The 16,101-nt window shown below is 60.5% G+C and carries 9 protein-coding genes, 2 tRNA genes, 3 rRNA genes and 1 riboswitch; of the genes, 4 read left to right on the top strand and 10 right to left on the bottom strand.

All coding sequences use genetic code 11. The features are described from left to right. Positions 1 to 69 precede the first annotated feature (69 nt). On the bottom strand, positions 70 to 2,364 hold the full coding sequence (gene metE / locus R9B84_RS36365) for a 5-methyltetrahydropteroyltriglutamate--homocysteine S-methyltransferase (RefSeq protein ID WP_423763551.1): 2,295 nt from the start codon (positions 2,362 to 2,364) through the stop codon (positions 70 to 72). A gap of 126 nt (positions 2,365 to 2,490) precedes the next feature. On the opposite strand from metE, the gene R9B84_RS36360 reads away from it, so the two are divergent. After that, the gene (locus R9B84_RS36360; protein ID WP_423762156.1) at positions 2,491 to 3,399 is read left to right on the top strand and encodes a LysR family transcriptional regulator; all 909 of its coding nucleotides are present in this window, start codon (positions 2,491 to 2,493) and stop codon (positions 3,397 to 3,399) included. Positions 3,400 to 3,430: 31 nt separating this feature from the next. Here the strand turns inward: R9B84_RS36360 and R9B84_RS36355 are convergent, their stop codons facing one another. Together R9B84_RS36355 and R9B84_RS36350 are read right to left on the bottom strand one after the other, a co-directional pair. Beyond that, positions 3,431 to 4,153, bottom strand: coding sequence for a CbtA family protein (locus R9B84_RS36355; protein ID WP_423762155.1), 723 nt, complete (start codon positions 4,151 to 4,153; stop codon positions 3,431 to 3,433). A gap of 13 nt (positions 4,154 to 4,166) precedes the next feature. Next, positions 4,167 to 4,376, bottom strand: coding sequence for a CbtB domain-containing protein (locus R9B84_RS36350; RefSeq protein WP_423762154.1), 210 nt, complete (start codon positions 4,374 to 4,376; stop codon positions 4,167 to 4,169). Between the two features lie 33 nt (positions 4,377 to 4,409). Continuing rightward, positions 4,410 to 4,547: riboswitch (cobalamin riboswitch) on the bottom strand. A gap of 51 nt (positions 4,548 to 4,598) precedes the next feature. Between R9B84_RS36350 and R9B84_RS36345 the strand changes: the two genes are divergently transcribed. From R9B84_RS36345 to R9B84_RS36335, 3 genes are all read left to right on the top strand, one after another. After that, positions 4,599 to 5,186, top strand: a complete 588-nt coding sequence (locus R9B84_RS36345; protein ID WP_423762153.1) for a histidine phosphatase family protein — start codon at positions 4,599 to 4,601, stop codon at positions 5,184 to 5,186. 180 nt (positions 5,187 to 5,366) lie between these two features. Then, on the top strand, positions 5,367 to 6,959 hold the full coding sequence (locus R9B84_RS36340) for an inorganic phosphate transporter (protein ID WP_423762152.1): 1,593 nt from the start codon (positions 5,367 to 5,369) through the stop codon (positions 6,957 to 6,959). 517 nt (positions 6,960 to 7,476) lie between these two features. After that, complete coding sequence (locus R9B84_RS36335; RefSeq protein ID WP_423762151.1) at positions 7,477 to 8,220, top strand: 2OG-Fe(II) oxygenase; 744 nt, start codon at positions 7,477 to 7,479, stop codon at positions 8,218 to 8,220. A 278-nt stretch (positions 8,221 to 8,498) separates the two neighbouring features. Here the strand turns inward: R9B84_RS36335 and R9B84_RS36330 are convergent, their stop codons facing one another. The 7 genes from R9B84_RS36330 to R9B84_RS36300 all read right to left on the bottom strand — a co-directional run bounded on the left by R9B84_RS36330 (position 8,499) and on the right by R9B84_RS36300 (position 15,802). Next, positions 8,499 to 9,923 (bottom strand): DHA2 family efflux MFS transporter permease subunit, encoded by a 1,425-nt coding sequence (locus tag R9B84_RS36330; protein WP_423762150.1) that lies wholly within the window; start codon positions 9,921 to 9,923, stop codon positions 8,499 to 8,501. A 257-nt stretch (positions 9,924 to 10,180) separates the two neighbouring features. Continuing rightward, positions 10,181 to 10,399 carry a hypothetical protein gene (locus R9B84_RS36325; protein WP_423762149.1) on the bottom strand — a complete coding sequence of 73 codons (219 nt, stop codon included), beginning with the start codon at positions 10,397 to 10,399 and terminating at the stop codon, positions 10,181 to 10,183. A 100-nt stretch (positions 10,400 to 10,499) separates the two neighbouring features. After that, positions 10,500 to 10,612: ribosomal RNA gene (gene rrf, locus R9B84_RS36320) — 5S ribosomal RNA — on the bottom strand. A gap of 183 nt (positions 10,613 to 10,795) precedes the next feature. Next, a 23S ribosomal RNA gene (locus tag R9B84_RS36315) occupies positions 10,796 to 13,677 on the bottom strand. 290 nt (positions 13,678 to 13,967) lie between these two features. Further along, positions 13,968 to 14,043 (bottom strand) — tRNA-Ala (locus tag R9B84_RS36310). A gap of 87 nt (positions 14,044 to 14,130) precedes the next feature. Then, positions 14,131 to 14,207: transfer RNA gene (locus R9B84_RS36305), tRNA-Ile, on the bottom strand. A gap of 62 nt (positions 14,208 to 14,269) precedes the next feature. After that, positions 14,270 to 15,802, bottom strand: a 16S ribosomal RNA gene (locus R9B84_RS36300). Together the 16S, 23S and 5S rRNA genes with 2 tRNA genes alongside form the textbook arrangement of a ribosomal RNA operon. Positions 15,803 to 16,101: the final 299 nt, after the last annotated feature.

The raw sequence follows: 16,101 nt of genomic DNA, 5'->3' as shown, positions 1-16,101 counted from the left end.
TGAATCGGTGCGGCGCCTGTCGCCGGATCGTCGATCGCGGCGAGCAGGCGCACAGCGTTCGCACGCGCGTTATTGCATCGGGTTGCGAAGCGTCTTCGCGGCGGCGACCATGTTCGTCAGCGCCGGAATGACCTCCGCCCACTGGCGCGTCTTCAGGCCGCAGTCCGGGTTCACCCACAGGCGCTCCGCCGGAATCCGCTCGGCCGCCTTCTTCATCAGGCCGACGATGTGATCCTGCGTCGGGATGTTCGGCGAATGGATGTCGTACACGCCCGGCCCGATCTCGTTCGGATACCTGAAGCTGTCGAATGCGTCGAGCAGCTCCATGTCCGAGCGCGACGTCTCGATCGTGATCACGTCCGCATCCATGTCGGCGATCGACGCGATGATGTCGTTGAACTCCGAATAACACATGTGCGTGTGGATCTGCGTGTCGTCCTGCACGCCGTTCGCCGTGATGCGGAACGATTCGACCGCCCACTTCAGGTACTCGCCCCATTGCGCGCGGCGCAGCGGCAGCCCTTCGCGCAGCGCGGCCTCGTCGATCTGGATCACGCGCACGCCGGCCTTCTCGAGATCGAGCACTTCGTCGCGGATCGCAAGCGCGAGCTGGTAGCACGACACCGAGCGCGGCTGGTCGTCGCGCACGAACGACCAGTTCAGGATCGTCACGGGGCCGGTCAGCATGCCCTTCATCGGCTTGTTCGTCAGCGACTGCGCGTACGTGATCCATTCGACCGTCATCGCCTTCGGGCGGCTGATGTCGCCGAACAGGATCGGCGGCTTCACGCAGCGCGAACCGTACGACTGCACCCAGCCGAACTGGCTGAACGCGTAGCCGTCGAGCTGCTCGCCGAAGTATTCGACCATGTCGTTGCGCTCGGCTTCGCCATGCACGAGCACGTCGAGTTCGAGCGACTCCTGTTCGCGGACGCTGCGTTCGATCTCGGCCTTCATCGCCGTGCGGTAGCCGGCTTCATCCAGCGCACCTGCCTTGAACTGGCTGCGCGCCTGGCGGATTTCGGCGGTCTGCGGGAACGAGCCGATCGTCGTCGTCGGGAAGGCCGGCAGGTTCAATCGCGCCGACTGCTTCGGCGCACGCTGCGTATACGGGCTCACGCGGTTGCCGAGTTGCGCGTCGATGCGCGCGATCGCCGCCTTCACCACCGGGTTGTTCACACGCGGCGAGCGGCCGCGCGAGTCGATCGCGGCGGCGTTCGCGGCAAGCGCGTCGGCCACCTGGTCGCGGCCTTCGTTCAGCGCGGTCGCGAGCACTTTCAACTCGTCGAGCTTCTGCAGCGCGAACGCGAGCCACGAACGGATCTCCGCGTCGAGCTTCTCCTCGCTCGCGAGATCGACCGGCACGTGCAGCAGCGAGCATGACGGCGCAAGCCACAGGCGATCGCCGAGCTGCTTCGCGAGCGGTTCGAGCCAGTCGAGCGTCGCATTCAGGTCCGTCTTCCAGATGTTGCGGCCGTTGATCGCACCAACCGACAACACGCGCTCGGCCGGCAGCTCGCGCACCAGTGCATCGACCTCGTCGCGTGCATTGATCGCGTCGATATGCAGGCCGTCGACGGGCAGCGAGCTCGCGAGCGTCAGGTTGTCCTGGAGCTCGCCAAAGTAGGTGGCGAGCAGCAGCTTGATGCGGCGCGTTTCCAGTGCCGCATACGCGGTGCGGAATGCCTGCCGCCATTCGGCGTCGAGCTCGGTGACGAGGATCGGTTCGTCGATCTGCACCCATTCGACGCCCTGCGCGGTCAGCGTGTCGAGCAGCGCGCCGTACACGGGCAGCAGCTTCGGCAACAGCGCGAGACGATCGGAATCGTCCTTCGCCTTGCCGAGCCACAAGTACGTGACGGGGCCGACGATCACCGGCTTGGCATTCACACCCTGCGCCTTCGCCTCGGCCAGTTGCTGAAGCAGCCGCGACGGGTCGAGCGAGAAGTTCGTGTCCGCATGGAATTCCGGCACGATGTAGTGATAGTTCGTGTCGAACCACTTCGTCATTTCGCCGGCCGAGACACCGCCGCAGCACGCTGCATGCTCTTCCGCCGACTGCGCCGAACGGCCGCGCGCGACGCGGAAATAGTTGTCGAGCACGTCGCCGTGGAAGCCCTGCACGCGCTTCGGCAAGTTGCCGAGCGTGAAGCTCATGTCGAGCACCTGGTCGTAGAACGCGAAATCACCGATCGGCGCGAGATCGAGATCGCGCTGCTCGTTCCAGTGACGCTGGCGCAGCCCGGCGCCGAGCGCCTTCAGCTCGTCGCGCGACGATTCGCCCTTCCAGTAGCGTTCGAGACCGAACTTGAGTTCGCGCTTCGCGCCGATGCGCGGAAAACCGAGGTTGTGTGTCCTGACCATGATGCTGCCGTCCAGATGTAGTGAATGTCCGGCAGCCATGATAGGGATTTCAATACATGAAATAAAATGGCATTATTTCATTCATTCATTAAATCTGTTCATGCATCTGCCAGGTGAGCGATATCCATGCTGGAACGATTCCATCTCGTCGTCATTCGTGAAGTCGAGCGCCAGGGCTCGCTGACCGCGGCCGCCAATGCGCTGCATCTCACGCAATCGGCGCTCAGCCATACCGTCCGGAAAATCGAGCAGCAGCTCGGCACGCCGATCTGGGATCGGGAAGGCCGCGGCCTGCGGCTCACGCAGGGCGGGCAATATCTGCTGAAGCTGGCGAACCGGCTGCTGCCGCAGTTCGAACTCGCCGAGGAGCGGATGAAACAGTACGCGAAGGGCGAGCGCGGCACGCTGCGCATCGGGATGGAATGCCACCCGTGCTACCAGTGGCTGCTGAAGGTCGTGTCGCCGTATCTGTCACGCTGGCCCGACGTCGACGTGGACGTGAAGCAGCGCTTCCAGTTCGGCGGCATCGGCGCGCTGTTCGGCTATGACATCGACGTGCTCGTCACGCCCGATCCGCTGAACAAGCCGGGCCTGCGCTTCGATCCCGTGTTCGACTACGAGCAGGTGCTGGTGGTCGCCGACTCGCACCGGTTCGCGAACGCCGACTACGTGACGCCCGAGCAACTGACCGACGAGATCCTGATCACGTATCCGGTCGAAACTGACCGGCTCGACATCTACAACCAGTTCCTGACGCCGGCCGGCATCATACCGAGGCGGCACAAGTCGATCGAGACGACCGACATCATGCTGCAAATGGTCGCAAGCGGGCGCGGCGTGGCCGCGCTCCCGAGATGGCTCGCCGACGAATACGCGGACCGGATGCCGGTCGTGCCGGTCAAGCTCGGTAAAAAGGGCATCGCGAAGCAGATCTTCCTGGGCATCCGCGAAGCGGACGCGTCGATCGACTATCTGGCCGCGTTCGTCACGCTTGCGCGCGAATCGACGTGGAGCGCGCCGCGCATGCTGCGCTAGGCGCGCTAGGCGTGCTCGTTTGCGATACGCGTCAGGCGGCGCGCATGCCGATGCGTTCGCTGCGCTCGACCCACGCGCCGAACAGCAGGCCGATCGTCGTCCACATGATCGCCTGCATGCCGATGGCCGCGACGCGGAACTTCCACAGCACGGCGGCCGGGAAGCCGGCCGGCACTTCGTTGATCGACGGCAGCCCGAGCTGCACGGCCGCGATGATCGCAATGAACACGAGCCCCGCGACGATCGATGCGTTCCATTGGCCGAGCTTCGCCAGCAGATGGCGACGCACGCTGACCGAGAACACCATCGTCGCGATCGAGATCGCGATCATCAGGAAGAACAGGCCCGTGCGATAGCCGATCGTGTCGGGATCGCCGACCGACGGCGGATTGGCCGGGTACTTGATGTTCGGCACGATCACGAGCGCGACGAACGCCGCGAGCGCGAGCCACGCGGCCAGCGGCCGTGCCGGGAGGCGGCCGCCTCGCCCGTATGCATACGCAAAGACCAGCGCGAACAGCCCGCCGCATGCCGCTCCGTAGGTCACGACACCCGTCAGCAGGCCGAGGCCGGCCTGCGTATCGCGGCTGACCAGTTCGGGCTCCGGTGCCTCGCCTTTGGCGGCATCGCGCTTTTCTTCAAAGGAGATCGCCTGATCGACTTGCGGTTCGCCGGCGATTTTCGCGAAACCGAACGTGAGGAGGCCCGCGGCGATGCCTGCGAGCATCCCGCGCATGAGCAGCTTTCCGACCATCGTGCGCTCCGCGTCAGTGGCAGGGAAAACCAAGCAGATGGCGGCCGTCGTGGACGAATTCGTGCACGACCATACCCGGCACGAGCGACGTCGCGCCTTGTTCCGCGCCGACGAAATAGAGTGCGAGCAGCAGGATCAGGCCGACGAACACGGCCCACGGCAACAGTTCGCGGACGGGGATGGGTGCCGGCACGACAACCGGCTTCAGCACTGCTTCGCTCATGGATGCACCTCAGGGGAATCGCGCCCCGACGAAAGTTGAATGGGTACGAAGGCAGGTCTGGCTTCCGGGATCGGGATTCCCCGGTTACAGTGGCGCGACCGCGCCGGGATTGCACCGGCTTCCGCGTTTCGTGTCGGGCGAATTGTACGCGCGAACGTCCGCGTATTGAAGTGATGGCCCGCGAGCGACCGCGCACCCGCCCCGGCCCCTCCGAACACCGACATGAACATGCATGCCTCGCTGCGCCTGATCGCACACGCTTCGACCCGGGCGATGCGCACCGGTACGTTTCCCGACGATGATCCGCTCGATGCACGCGGGCTCGCCGACGCCACCTCGCTGCGCGATCGTTGGGCGGGCGTCGCCGGCGCGCTCGTGCTGTGCAGCCCCGCATGCTGCGCGCGGCAAACCGCCGATGCGCTAGGGCTACGTGCCGACATTGATGACGCACTGCGCGACATCGACTACGGAAACTGGCACGGCAAGCGGCTGCACGACCTCGCACGCGACCTGCCGGACAAACTGGGTGAATGGATCGACGATCCAGCCGCATCGCCGCACGGCGGCGAATCGTTCGATGCAGCCATGCACCGCGTCGGCGCATGGTTGAACGCGCTGCAGCGCGGCCGCGACATCGTCGCGATCACGCATGCGGCGATCGTTCGCGCGGCCGTCGCACATGCACTGCCGATGGATTCCAACGCTGCGACCCGCGTCGACGTCGCGCCGCTGTCATGCATGACGTTCGTTGCATCGCCGCACGGCTGGACGTTGATCGCGGACGACGATCGGCACGACACCGACGCGTAAGCCCCTGCCGTGTTGTGCTCACTATGTGGAACGCGATGCGAGCCGACGTGTCTCGTCGCGATCGCAAACCGATGCCTGCCTTACATCACTGCAAGACATACCGTTCGTCGTCCCGACTGTCATCAAACTGACTGCTGGCCGAAGCTAGGATCGAACGCGGTTCCCTTACGAGATGCCGTCATGAATCAACCTGCTTCGTCCGCCTCGAACAATCCGAACTCCGTCGAGCGCACCCGGCAAGTCGGCTATGCCGTCTTCCTGCTGGTGCTCGCGATCGGCGCGATCTATATCGCCACGCACCTGATCGACGATCTGTCGCCGGTGCGCGAAGGGTCGCTGTTCCCGTACCTGATGCTCGGCGCGGCACTGCTGATCGCGCTCGGCTTCGAATTCGTCAACGGTTTCCACGACACCGCGAACGCGGTCGCCACCGTGATCTATACGCACTCGCTGACGCCGAACGTCGCGGTGATCTGGTCCGGCATGTGGAACTTCCTCGGCGTGATGGTCTCGAGCGGCGCTGTCGCGTTCGGCATCCTGCAGTTGCTGCCGGTCGAGCTGATCCTGCAGGTCGGCAGCGGCGCGGGCTTCGCGATGGTGTTCGCGCTGCTGATCGCCGCGATCGTGTGGAACCTCGCGACCTGGTATTTCGGGTTGCCGTCGTCGAGCTCGCATACGCTGATCGGATCGATCATCGGCGTCGGGCTGATGAACCAGTTGATGCACGGGCCGTCGGGCACGAGCGGCGTCGACTGGGGCCAGGCGCTCGGCGTCGGCAAGTCGCTGCTGTTGTCGCCGATTGTCGGCTTCCTGTGCGCGTCGCTGCTGCTGCTCGTGCTGAAGGCCGTCGTGCGGATTCCCGAGCTGTACAAGGAGCCGCCGAAGGATCAGCCGCCGCCGTTCTGGATCCGCTGCCTGCTGATCCTGACCTGCACGGGCGTGTCGTTCGCGCACGGCTCGAACGACGGGCAGAAGGGGATGGGCCTCATCATGCTGATCCTGATCGGTACGGTGCCGACCGCGTATGCGCTGAACAAGGCCGTTACGCCGGCCGAATCGCAGACCTTCGTTGCGGTCGCGAACCAGGCAGCCGCGACGTTCGGTAAATACACGAACGGCGTTGCGCCGTCCGCGAACCCGCGCGCCGACGTCGAACGCTACGTGCAGCGCCGCGAGCTGACGCCCGCCGTGCTGCCGGCCGTGCAGCAGTTGTCGACGTCGCTCGCAACCGCGGTCGGCGCGTCGGGCTCGATGGCGGCGGTGCCGCAACGCGACGTCGACAACGTGCGCAACACGATGTATCTGGTGTCCGAAGCAATTCGCCTGATCGAGAAGTCGGGTCAGCCCGCGTTTGCCGCCGACGACAAGCTCGCGATCGACAACTATCGCAAGCAGCTCGATCACGCGACCAAGTTCATTCCGACGTGGGTGAAGGTTGCCGTTGCGATCGCGCTGGGCCTCGGCACGATGGTCGGCTGGAAGCGGATCGTCGTGACCGTCGGCGAGAAAATCGGCAAGCAGCATTTGACGTACGGACAGGGCGCGTCGGCCGAACTCGTCGCGATGCTGACGATCGGCGCCGCCGACGTGTACGGGCTGCCCGTGTCGACGACACACGTGCTGTCGTCGGGCGTCGCGGGCACGATGGCGGCGAACGGGTCCGGGTTGCAATGGAGCACGGTGCGCAGCCTCGTACTCGCATGGGTGCTGACGTTGCCGGCGTCGATCGCACTTGCCGGGGGGCTCTACTGGCTGTTTCGCTCGGTGGCCTGATCGGGGACACGGTGGGTGGCCGGCGGCAGCCGGCCGCCTGCTGTAGCGATTTGACCCTCGCTTGTCCGCTTGTCCGCTTGTCCGCTTGTCCGCTTGTCCGCTTGTCCGCTTGTCCGCTTGTCCGCTTGTCCGCTTGTCCGCTTGTCCGCTTGTCCGCTTGTCCGCTTGTCCGCTTGTCCGCTTGTCCGCTTGTCCGCTTGTCCGCTTGTCCGCTTGTCCGCTTGTCCGCTTGTCCGCTTGTCCGCTTGTCCGCTTGTCCGCTTGTCCGCTTGTCCGCTTGTCCGCTTGTCCGCTTGTCCGCCCCGACACTTCAACGCATTCGCGTGCGTCCGTGCCACGTCGCGAACGTTTTCCTCTTCCCATTCCGAATTGAAGCGCAAGATCTGGAGCGCGCCGGGGCACGGACGTCGCTAGACTGGGTTCATCAACTCTCGTCGTGGATTCACCCGTGCGCGACGTTTCCTGAACATTCCGCGCGACCGCACGACGCCACACTGCTGACGAACGAGGTACGCCCGTGAACATCGCCGATCTGCAACCCGCCGTCGAATCGCTGGACATCGCGCAACGCGTCGACACGGTCGACTGGACAACCGTCGATGCCGAACTCGATCGCTACGGATGCGCGCGCGTGCCGAGCTTGATCTCGGCGAGCGAGAGTGATGCGCTCGCGTCGCTCTATCCGCGGGATGCGCTCTATCGTTCACGCGTCGTGATGGCGCGGCACGGATTCGGGCGCGGCGAATACAAGTATTTCGCGTACCCGCTGCCCGCGATCGTCGCGGAGCTGCGTACGACGATCTACCCGCATCTCGCGCCGATCGCGAATCGCTGGAACCAGGCACTCGGTATCGACGTCCGCTATCCGAAAGACCACGCGATCTTCCTCGACCGCTGCCACGCCGCAGGACAGACACGACCGACACCGCTGATCCTTCAATACGGTGCCGACGACTACAACTGCCTCCATCAGGATCTCTATGGCGAACACGTATTTCCGCTGCAGGTCGCGATCCTGCTGTCGGCGCCGGGCCGCGATTTCACGGGAGGGGAGTTCGTGTTGACGGAACAGCGTCCACGCATGCAGTCACGTGCGGAAGTGGTGCCGCTGACGCAAGGCGACGCGGTGATCTTCGCTGTGCACGGCAGGCCCGTGCAGGGAACGCGCGGCGTCTATCGCGTCAACCTGCGCCACGGCGTAAGCCGGATCCGAAGCGGACACCGCCACACGGTCGGCATCATCTTTCATGACGCGCAGTGACAGGTGACGGTCACCGGGACGAACACGATACGGTCGTGCGGCTTGTCACGCCGATGGATTCGCACAGAAAACGACGGACGTCTGCCGCGCCATTCGCGCGTCATCACTCACGGTTCGTTACGAACGGACATCGCCGCCTGGCCACCCGTCCACCGTGATGGATGACAGATTTCGCTACCCGTCAGGTCATCACAGCCATGACGAATCGACGTTGCAAGTGAGCGACAGGAAACAAAAATACTCACCTGTCGCGACACCAACGCGATTAGCGGCCCGGTCTACCCCCGCGCCATATTCGCCCGCATCTGGTCGCCTGCATCGGCGGCCAATCGCGCGTAGCCCGGCAGCGTCAACAGTGCGAGCACGCCCGCCGCGACGAACGCCCAGCGGAAATCGTCGAGCACGTAATGCATGCCGGCCGCATCGCCACGCACCAATGCCGCGAGCCGCAGCGACAACGCGCCGAACGCGATCCCCATCCCGATCGTCATCTGCTGCGCAGCACTCCAAAGCGTGCTGGCGGCGCTCGTCTGCTGAGCCGGGATATCCGCATAGGCCAGCGTCGCGAGTGTCGTGAACTGCATCGACCGCGCCAGCCCGTAGACGAATACGACGAACAGCGTGATCGTCAGCGGCGTCGATGCGGTCAGCCATCCGCACGCGATCGTGAAGATGCCGACGATCGTCACGTCGACGAGCGCGACGCGCCGGAAACCGTAGCGGTCGAGGATCCACGACGTTCCCGCCTTCATGCCGAGATTGCCGAGCGCGCTGGCGAGCAGCAGCAGGCCTGACTGGAACGGCGACAGCCCGAAACCGATCTGGAACAGCAGCGGCAGCAGGTACGGCACGGCGTTGATCGCCATCCGCGTGATCGAGCCGGTGATCACCGTCACCGAGAACGTCGGCACCTTCAGCGTCGTGAAATCGAGCAGTGGATGCACACTTCGTCGCGCGTGCAACCACGCGGCCATGCCGAACAGCACGCTCGCGCCCACCAGGAGGGCCGCGCGCGTGAAGTTGACATCCTGCTGGCCGGCCGCCTCGGTGCCGATCAACAGACAGGTCAGTGCTCCGCCGGCCAGCACGAAGCCGATCCAGTCGAGCGGCCGTTGCTCGTCGGCCCGCGTGTTCCGGACGATCAGCCAGGTACAGACGAGCGCGGCGATGCCGAACGGGACGTTCAACAGGAAGATCCATCGCCAGGACGCATAGGTCGTGATGAAACCACCGATCGGCGGCCCGACGACAGGCGCGACGATGCCGGGCCATGTGATCGTCGCGATCGCGCGCATCAGCCTTGCCTTCTCGGTGCTGCGCACGACGATCATCCGTCCGACCGGCACCATCATCGCCCCGCCGACGCCCTGCAGCAGCCGCGCAGCCGTGAACGTCACCACGCCATTGGACAGCCCGCACAGCACCGACGCGCCGGTAAAGACGACGATCGCGCTGGCGAACACCGTGCGCGATCCATATCGGTCCGCGATCCAGCCGCTGATCGGGATGAACACCGCAAGCGCAAGCATGTAGGCCGTCATCCCGAGGCTCAGCGCGTTCGGCCCGACGCCGAACGAGTGCGCCATTTGCGGCAGCGCGGTCGCAATCACGGTCGTGTCGAGGTACTCCATGAAGAACGTTGCGGCGACGAGATACGGCAAGAAGTCGGTCGTCCGATCACCTTGGGCGGGGCTGTCAGTCATGAACGGTGCAGGAGACGGAATTCGAAAGACACCGACCTCCAGCAGGTGCAGACAAGCGCCGGGGATCGGAACGAATGGCGATATTACCCTGAAGGGCTTGGTCTTCGCTTTGCCGACTCAGGTCGCACGAATGCACTTTATGCGCATAGATTTCGGGGACGGTTTCGTGCTGCGTCCGCCGAGTGACGTGCCGATCGGGTCGAAGCGAAGCGCGGAAGGCTGGGTGGGTAAAGCTGGAGGCTTTGCGCAAGAAGGCGTCATTTATCGAACATTGTCGATGAACGTCGCTTATCAGCAGTCATCGCAGCACCATCTTTGGATGCGCCGACGTCAGCCAAACGTTGTGTGGAGGTGCATCGATACGATGCGTAGACGAAGGAGCCTGAAGATTTCAGCAGCGCAGAACTGCGGATCACTTGAATGCCTTGGCCAATTGTGTGGGCGGACTGCAATGCTCGAATCAACGCCTTCGGCACCCCGGCTCCGAGCGCACTGCCCCTTGCCCAGCCAACCTGCATGTTGTCCGCGCCAATGCAAAAACCCCCGCCTTTCGGGCGGGGGTTCCTGGCTTAGGGAGCCTGACGATTACCTACTTTCACACGGGAATCCGCACTATCATCGGCGTAGAGTCGTTTCACGGTCCTGTTCGGGATGGGAAGGGGTGGGACCGACTCGCTATGGTCATCAGGCAAAGAGGGTTGTCGCGTTGCTTCGCAGCGCGACCAATCGGGAAGAAGCAGTAATTTTGGGTTGTGAGGTTGTATCTCACACGTACGCGGTTGCTCAACCGTCGTACGTCGAGTGCCTCGCACTCGACGCTCGATATCCGTAAAGCGCTGAAGCGCTAACGGCTATCGAGACAGACTTGTTATAGGATCAAGCCTTACGGGCAATTAGTATCAGTTAGCTGAACGCATTACTGCGCTTACACACCTGACCTATCAACGTCCTGGTCTCGAACGACCCTTCAAGGGGATCTAGTCCCCAGGGATATCTCATCTTAAGGCGAGTTTCCCGCTTAGATGCTTTCAGCGGTTATCTCTTCCGAACATAGCTACCCGGCGATGCCACTGGCGTGACAACCGGTACACCAGAGGTTCGTCCACTCCGGTCCTCTCGTACTAGGAGCAGCCCCCTTCAAATATCCAACGCCCACGGCAGATAGGGACCAAACTGTCTCACGACGTTTTAAACCCAGCTCACGTACCTCTTTAAATGGCGAACAGCCATACCCTTGGGACCGGCTACAGCCCCAGGATGAGATGAGCCGACATCGAGGTGCCAAACACCGCCGTCGATATGAACTCTTGGGCGGTATCAGCCTGTTATCCCCAGAGTACCTTTTATCCGTTGAGCGATGGCCCTTCCATACAGAACCACCGGATCACTATGACCTGCTTTCGCACCTGCTCGACTTGTCGGTCTCGCAGTTAAGCACGCTTATGCCATTGCACTATCAGCACGATTTCCGACCGTACCTAGCGTACCTTCGTACTCCTCCGTTACGCTTTGGGAGGAGACCGCCCCAGTCAAACTGCCTACCATGCACTGTCCCCGACCCGGATCACGGGCCAAGGTTAGAACCTCAAACAAACCAGGGTGGTATTTCAAGGACGGCTCCACCGAAACTAGCGTTCCGGTTTCATAGCCTCCCACCTATCCTACACAGATCGGTTCAAAGTCCAATGCAAAGCTACAGTAAAGGTTCATGGGGTCTTTCCGTCTAGCCGCGGGTAGATTGCATCATCACAAACACTTCAACTTCGCTGAGTCTCGGGAGGAGACAGTGTGGCCATCGTTACGCCATTCGTGCAGGTCGGAACTTACCCGACAAGGAATTTCGCTACCTTAGGACCGTTATAGTTACGGCCGCCGTTTACCGGGACTTCAATCAAGAGCTTGCACCCCATCATTTAATCTTCCGGCACCGGGCAGGCGTCACACCCTATACGTCCACTTTCGTGTTTGCAGAGTGCTGTGTTTTTATTAAACAGTCGCAGCCACCAGTTTATTGCAACCCCTTCACCCTTTGCCCGCAGGGGCATCAAGCTACAAGGGCGTACCTTATCCCGAAGTTACGGTACCAATTTGCCGAGTTCCTTCTCCCGAGTTCTCTCAAGCGCCTTAGAATACTCATCTCGCCCACCTGTGTCGGTTTGCGGTACGGTCATCGTTAGACTGAAGCTTAGAGGCTTTTCTTGGAACCACTTCCAATTGCTTCGCTCCCTAAGGAGCTCGCGCCACACCCTTGAATTCCGCGCCCGGATTTGCCTAAGCGCCTTCTCCAATGCAGCGACCGGGACTTCCAACACCCGGACAACCTTCCGCGATCCGTCCCCCCATCGCATCTAACAATGGTGCAGGAATATTGACCTGCTTCCCATCAGCTACGCATTTCTGCCTCGCCTTAGGGGCCGACTCACCCTACGCCGATGAACGTTGCGTAGGAAACCTTGGGCTTACGGCGAGGGGGCCTTTCACCCCCTTTATCGCTACTCATGTCAGCATTCGCACTTCCGATACCTCCAGCACGCTTTTCAACGCACCTTCGCAGGCTTACGGAACGCTCTCCTACCATGCGTGCAAAGCACGCATCCGCAGCTTCGGTATATAGCTTAGCCCCGTTACATCTTCCGCGCAGGACGACTCGATCAGTGAGCTATTACGCTTTCTTTAAAGGGTGGCTGCTTCTAAGCCAACCTCCTGACTGTTTTAGCCTTCCCACTTCGTTTCCCACTTAGCTATATTTGGGGACCTTAGCTGGCGGTCTGGGTTGTTTCCCTCTTGACACCGGACGTTAGCACCCGATGTCTGTCTCCCGTGATTGCACTCTTCGGTATTCGGAGTTTGCTATGGCGGGGTAATCCGCAATGGACCCCCCAACCATGACAGTGCTCTACCCCCGAAGGTGAGACACGAGGCACTACCTAAATAGTTTTCGGAGAGAACCAGCTATTTCCAAGTTTGTTTAGCCTTTCACCCCTATCCACAGCTCATCCCCTAACTTTTCAACGTTAGTGGGTTCGGACCTCCAGTACGTGTTACCGCACCTTCATCCTGGCCATGGATAGATCACTTGGTTTCGGGTCTACGCCCAGCAACTGAACGCCCTATTCGGACTCGCTTTCGCTACGCCTGCCCTATACGGTTAAGCTTGCTACTGAACGTAAGTCGCTGACCCATTATACAAAAGGTACGCCGTCACCCCTTACGAGGCTCCGACTGTTTGTATGCATGCGGTTTCAGGATCTATTTCACTCCCCTCCCGGGGTTCTTTTCGCCTTTCCCTCACGGTACTGGTTCACTATCGGTCGATCACGAGTATTTAGCCTTGGAGGATGGTCCCCCCATCTTCAGACAGGATTTCACGTGTCCCGCCCTACTTGTCGCACACCTAGTTCTTTCATACTGTTTTCGCCTACAGGGCTATCACCTGCTATGGCCGCACTTTCCAGAGCGTTCGGCTAACAATACAAATAAAGAGTGCAAGGCTCATCCCATTTCGCTCGCCACTACTTTGGGAATCTCGGTTGATTTCTTTTCCTGCGGTTACTTAGATGTTTCAGTTCACCGCGTTCGCTTCACTAGACCTATGTATTCAGTCTAGGATGACCCAAAAGGGCCGGGTTTCCCCATTCGGACATCTACGGATCAAAGCTCGTTTGCCAGCTCCCCGTAGCTTTTCGCAGGCTACCGCGTCCTTCATCGCCTGTGATCGCCAAGGCATCCACCACATGCACTTGTTCGCTTGACCCTATAACGAGTCTGTCTCTCCGACAGCCGTTACAGGTTGAGTTTTCGCGTTGTGCCGTATTCCAATTGAGTCAAACTTAGAGTTCGAATCATCTTGAGATACATCGATACAATCACAACCCGGATAACTTCCACGTCCATCTCGAGACGCTTCCGCTATCCAAATTACTTACTTCTTCCAGATTGTTAAAGAACGACAGCCGATACAACCTACGTATCACTCTGACTGGCTCAATCGCCAATGCAAAATTCTCGGTTCAGTGTCTGAACCAAGCCCTTAGCGTTGGTGATTGGTGGAGGCAGACGGGATCGAACCGACGACCCCCTGCTTGCAAAGCAGGTGCTCTCCCAGCTGAGCTATGCCCCCATGTACAGAATATCCTCAGGTGTTAGCCGGTCGGCTTGAGGTACTCATCAGCGCTGAAGCGCTAACGATCACCGACACGTCAGACAATGGTGGGTCTGGTTGGATTCGAACCAACGACCCCCGCCTTATCAAGACGGTGCTCTAACCGACTGAGCTACAGACCCCTGAGTCTGTCTTTAATTTACAGCCGATAAGCGTGAGCGCTCAACTTTGCGAGAAGCTCTGGAAAGGAGGTGATCCAGCCGCACCTTCCGATACGGCTACCTTGTTACGACTTCACCCCAGTCATGAATCCTACCGTGGTGACCGTCCTCCTTGCGGTTAGACTAGCCACTTCTGGTAAAACCCACTCCCATGGTGTGACGGGCGGTGTGTACAAGACCCGGGAACGTATTCACCGCGGCATGCTGATCCGCGATTACTAGCGATTCCAGCTTCATGCACTCGAGTTGCAGAGTGCAATCCGGACTACGATCGGTTTTCTGGGATTAGCTCCCCCTCGCGGGTTGGCAACCCTCTGTTCCGACCATTGTATGACGTGTGAAGCCCTACCCATAAGGGCCATGAGGACTTGACGTCATCCCCACCTTCCTCCGGTTTGTCACCGGCAGTCTCCTTAGAGTGCTCTTGCGTAGCAACTAAGGACAAGGGTTGCGCTCGTTGCGGGACTTAACCCAACATCTCACGACACGAGCTGACGACAGCCATGCAGCACCTGTGTATCGGTTCTCTTTCGAGCACTCCCACCTCTCAGCAGGATTCCGACCATGTCAAGGGTAGGTAAGGTTTTTCGCGTTGCATCGAATTAATCCACATCATCCACCGCTTGTGCGGGTCCCCGTCAATTCCTTTGAGTTTTAATCTTGCGACCGTACTCCCCAGGCGGTCAACTTCACGCGTTAGCTACGTTACTAAGGAAATGAATCCCCAACAACTAGTTGACATCGTTTAGGGCGTGGACTACCAGGGTATCTAATCCTGTTTGCTCCCCACGCTTTCGTGCATGAGCGTCAGTATTGGCCCAGGGGGCTGCCTTCGCCATCGGTATTCCTCCACATCTCTACGCATTTCACTGCTACACGTGGAATTCTACCCCCCTCTGCCATACTCTAGCCTGCCAGTCACCAATGCAGTTCCCAGGTTGAGCCCGGGGATTTCACATCGGTCTTAGCAAACCGCCTGCGCACGCTTTACGCCCAGTAATTCCGATTAACGCTCGCACCCTACGTATTACCGCGGCTGCTGGCACGTAGTTAGCCGGTGCTTATTCTTCCGGTACCGTCATCCCCCGGCTATATTAGAACCAAGGATTTCTTTCCGGACAAAAGTGCTTTACAACCCGAAGGCCTTCTTCACACACGCGGCATTGCTGGATCAGGCTTTCGCCCATTGTCCAAAATTCCCCACTGCTGCCTCCCGTAGGAGTCTGGGCCGTGTCTCAGTCCCAGTGTGGCTGGTCGTCCTCTCAGACCAGCTACTGATCGTCGCCTTGGTAGGCCTTTACCCCACCAACTAGCTAATCAGCCATCGGCCAACCCTATAGCGCGAGGCCCGAAGGTCCCCCGCTTTCATCCGTAGATCGTATGCGGTATTAATCCGGCTTTCGCCGGGCTATCCCCCACTACAGGACATGTTCCGATGTATTACTCACCCGTTCGCCACTCGCCACCAGGTGCAAGCACCCGTGCTGCCGTTCGACTTGCATGTGTAAGGCATGCCGCCAGCGTTCAATCTGAGCCAGGATCAAACTCTTCAGTTTAAACCTGTTACTGTTTTCGGTTCGGTTAAGAACCGGTCGCTCACTCAAAGCTGACAGGAATATGAATTGCTTCATAAACCTGACTTACTTTAGTGTGAGACTCTTGATACTTTCGCTTTCTGATCCGAAGATCAGCTCGCTGCCATCAAGCGCCCACACTTATCGGCTGTTAATTTTTAAAGAGCATTTCTGCAAGAAACCTGAAGTTTCTCAGCAGCGCTGCGTTTTCAGCAGCAGAGAAACGAGATTATGAACCGTGTTTCGCAGATCGTCAACAACTTTTTAACTGCTTCGTTGCG

Origin of the sequence: Burkholderia sp. NLJ2 (assembly GCF_049487195.1) — a bacterium.
Classification (GTDB): Bacteria; Pseudomonadota; Gammaproteobacteria; order Burkholderiales; family Burkholderiaceae; genus Burkholderia; species Burkholderia pyrrocinia.
This window is presented reverse-complemented; position numbering and strand designations above follow the sequence as displayed.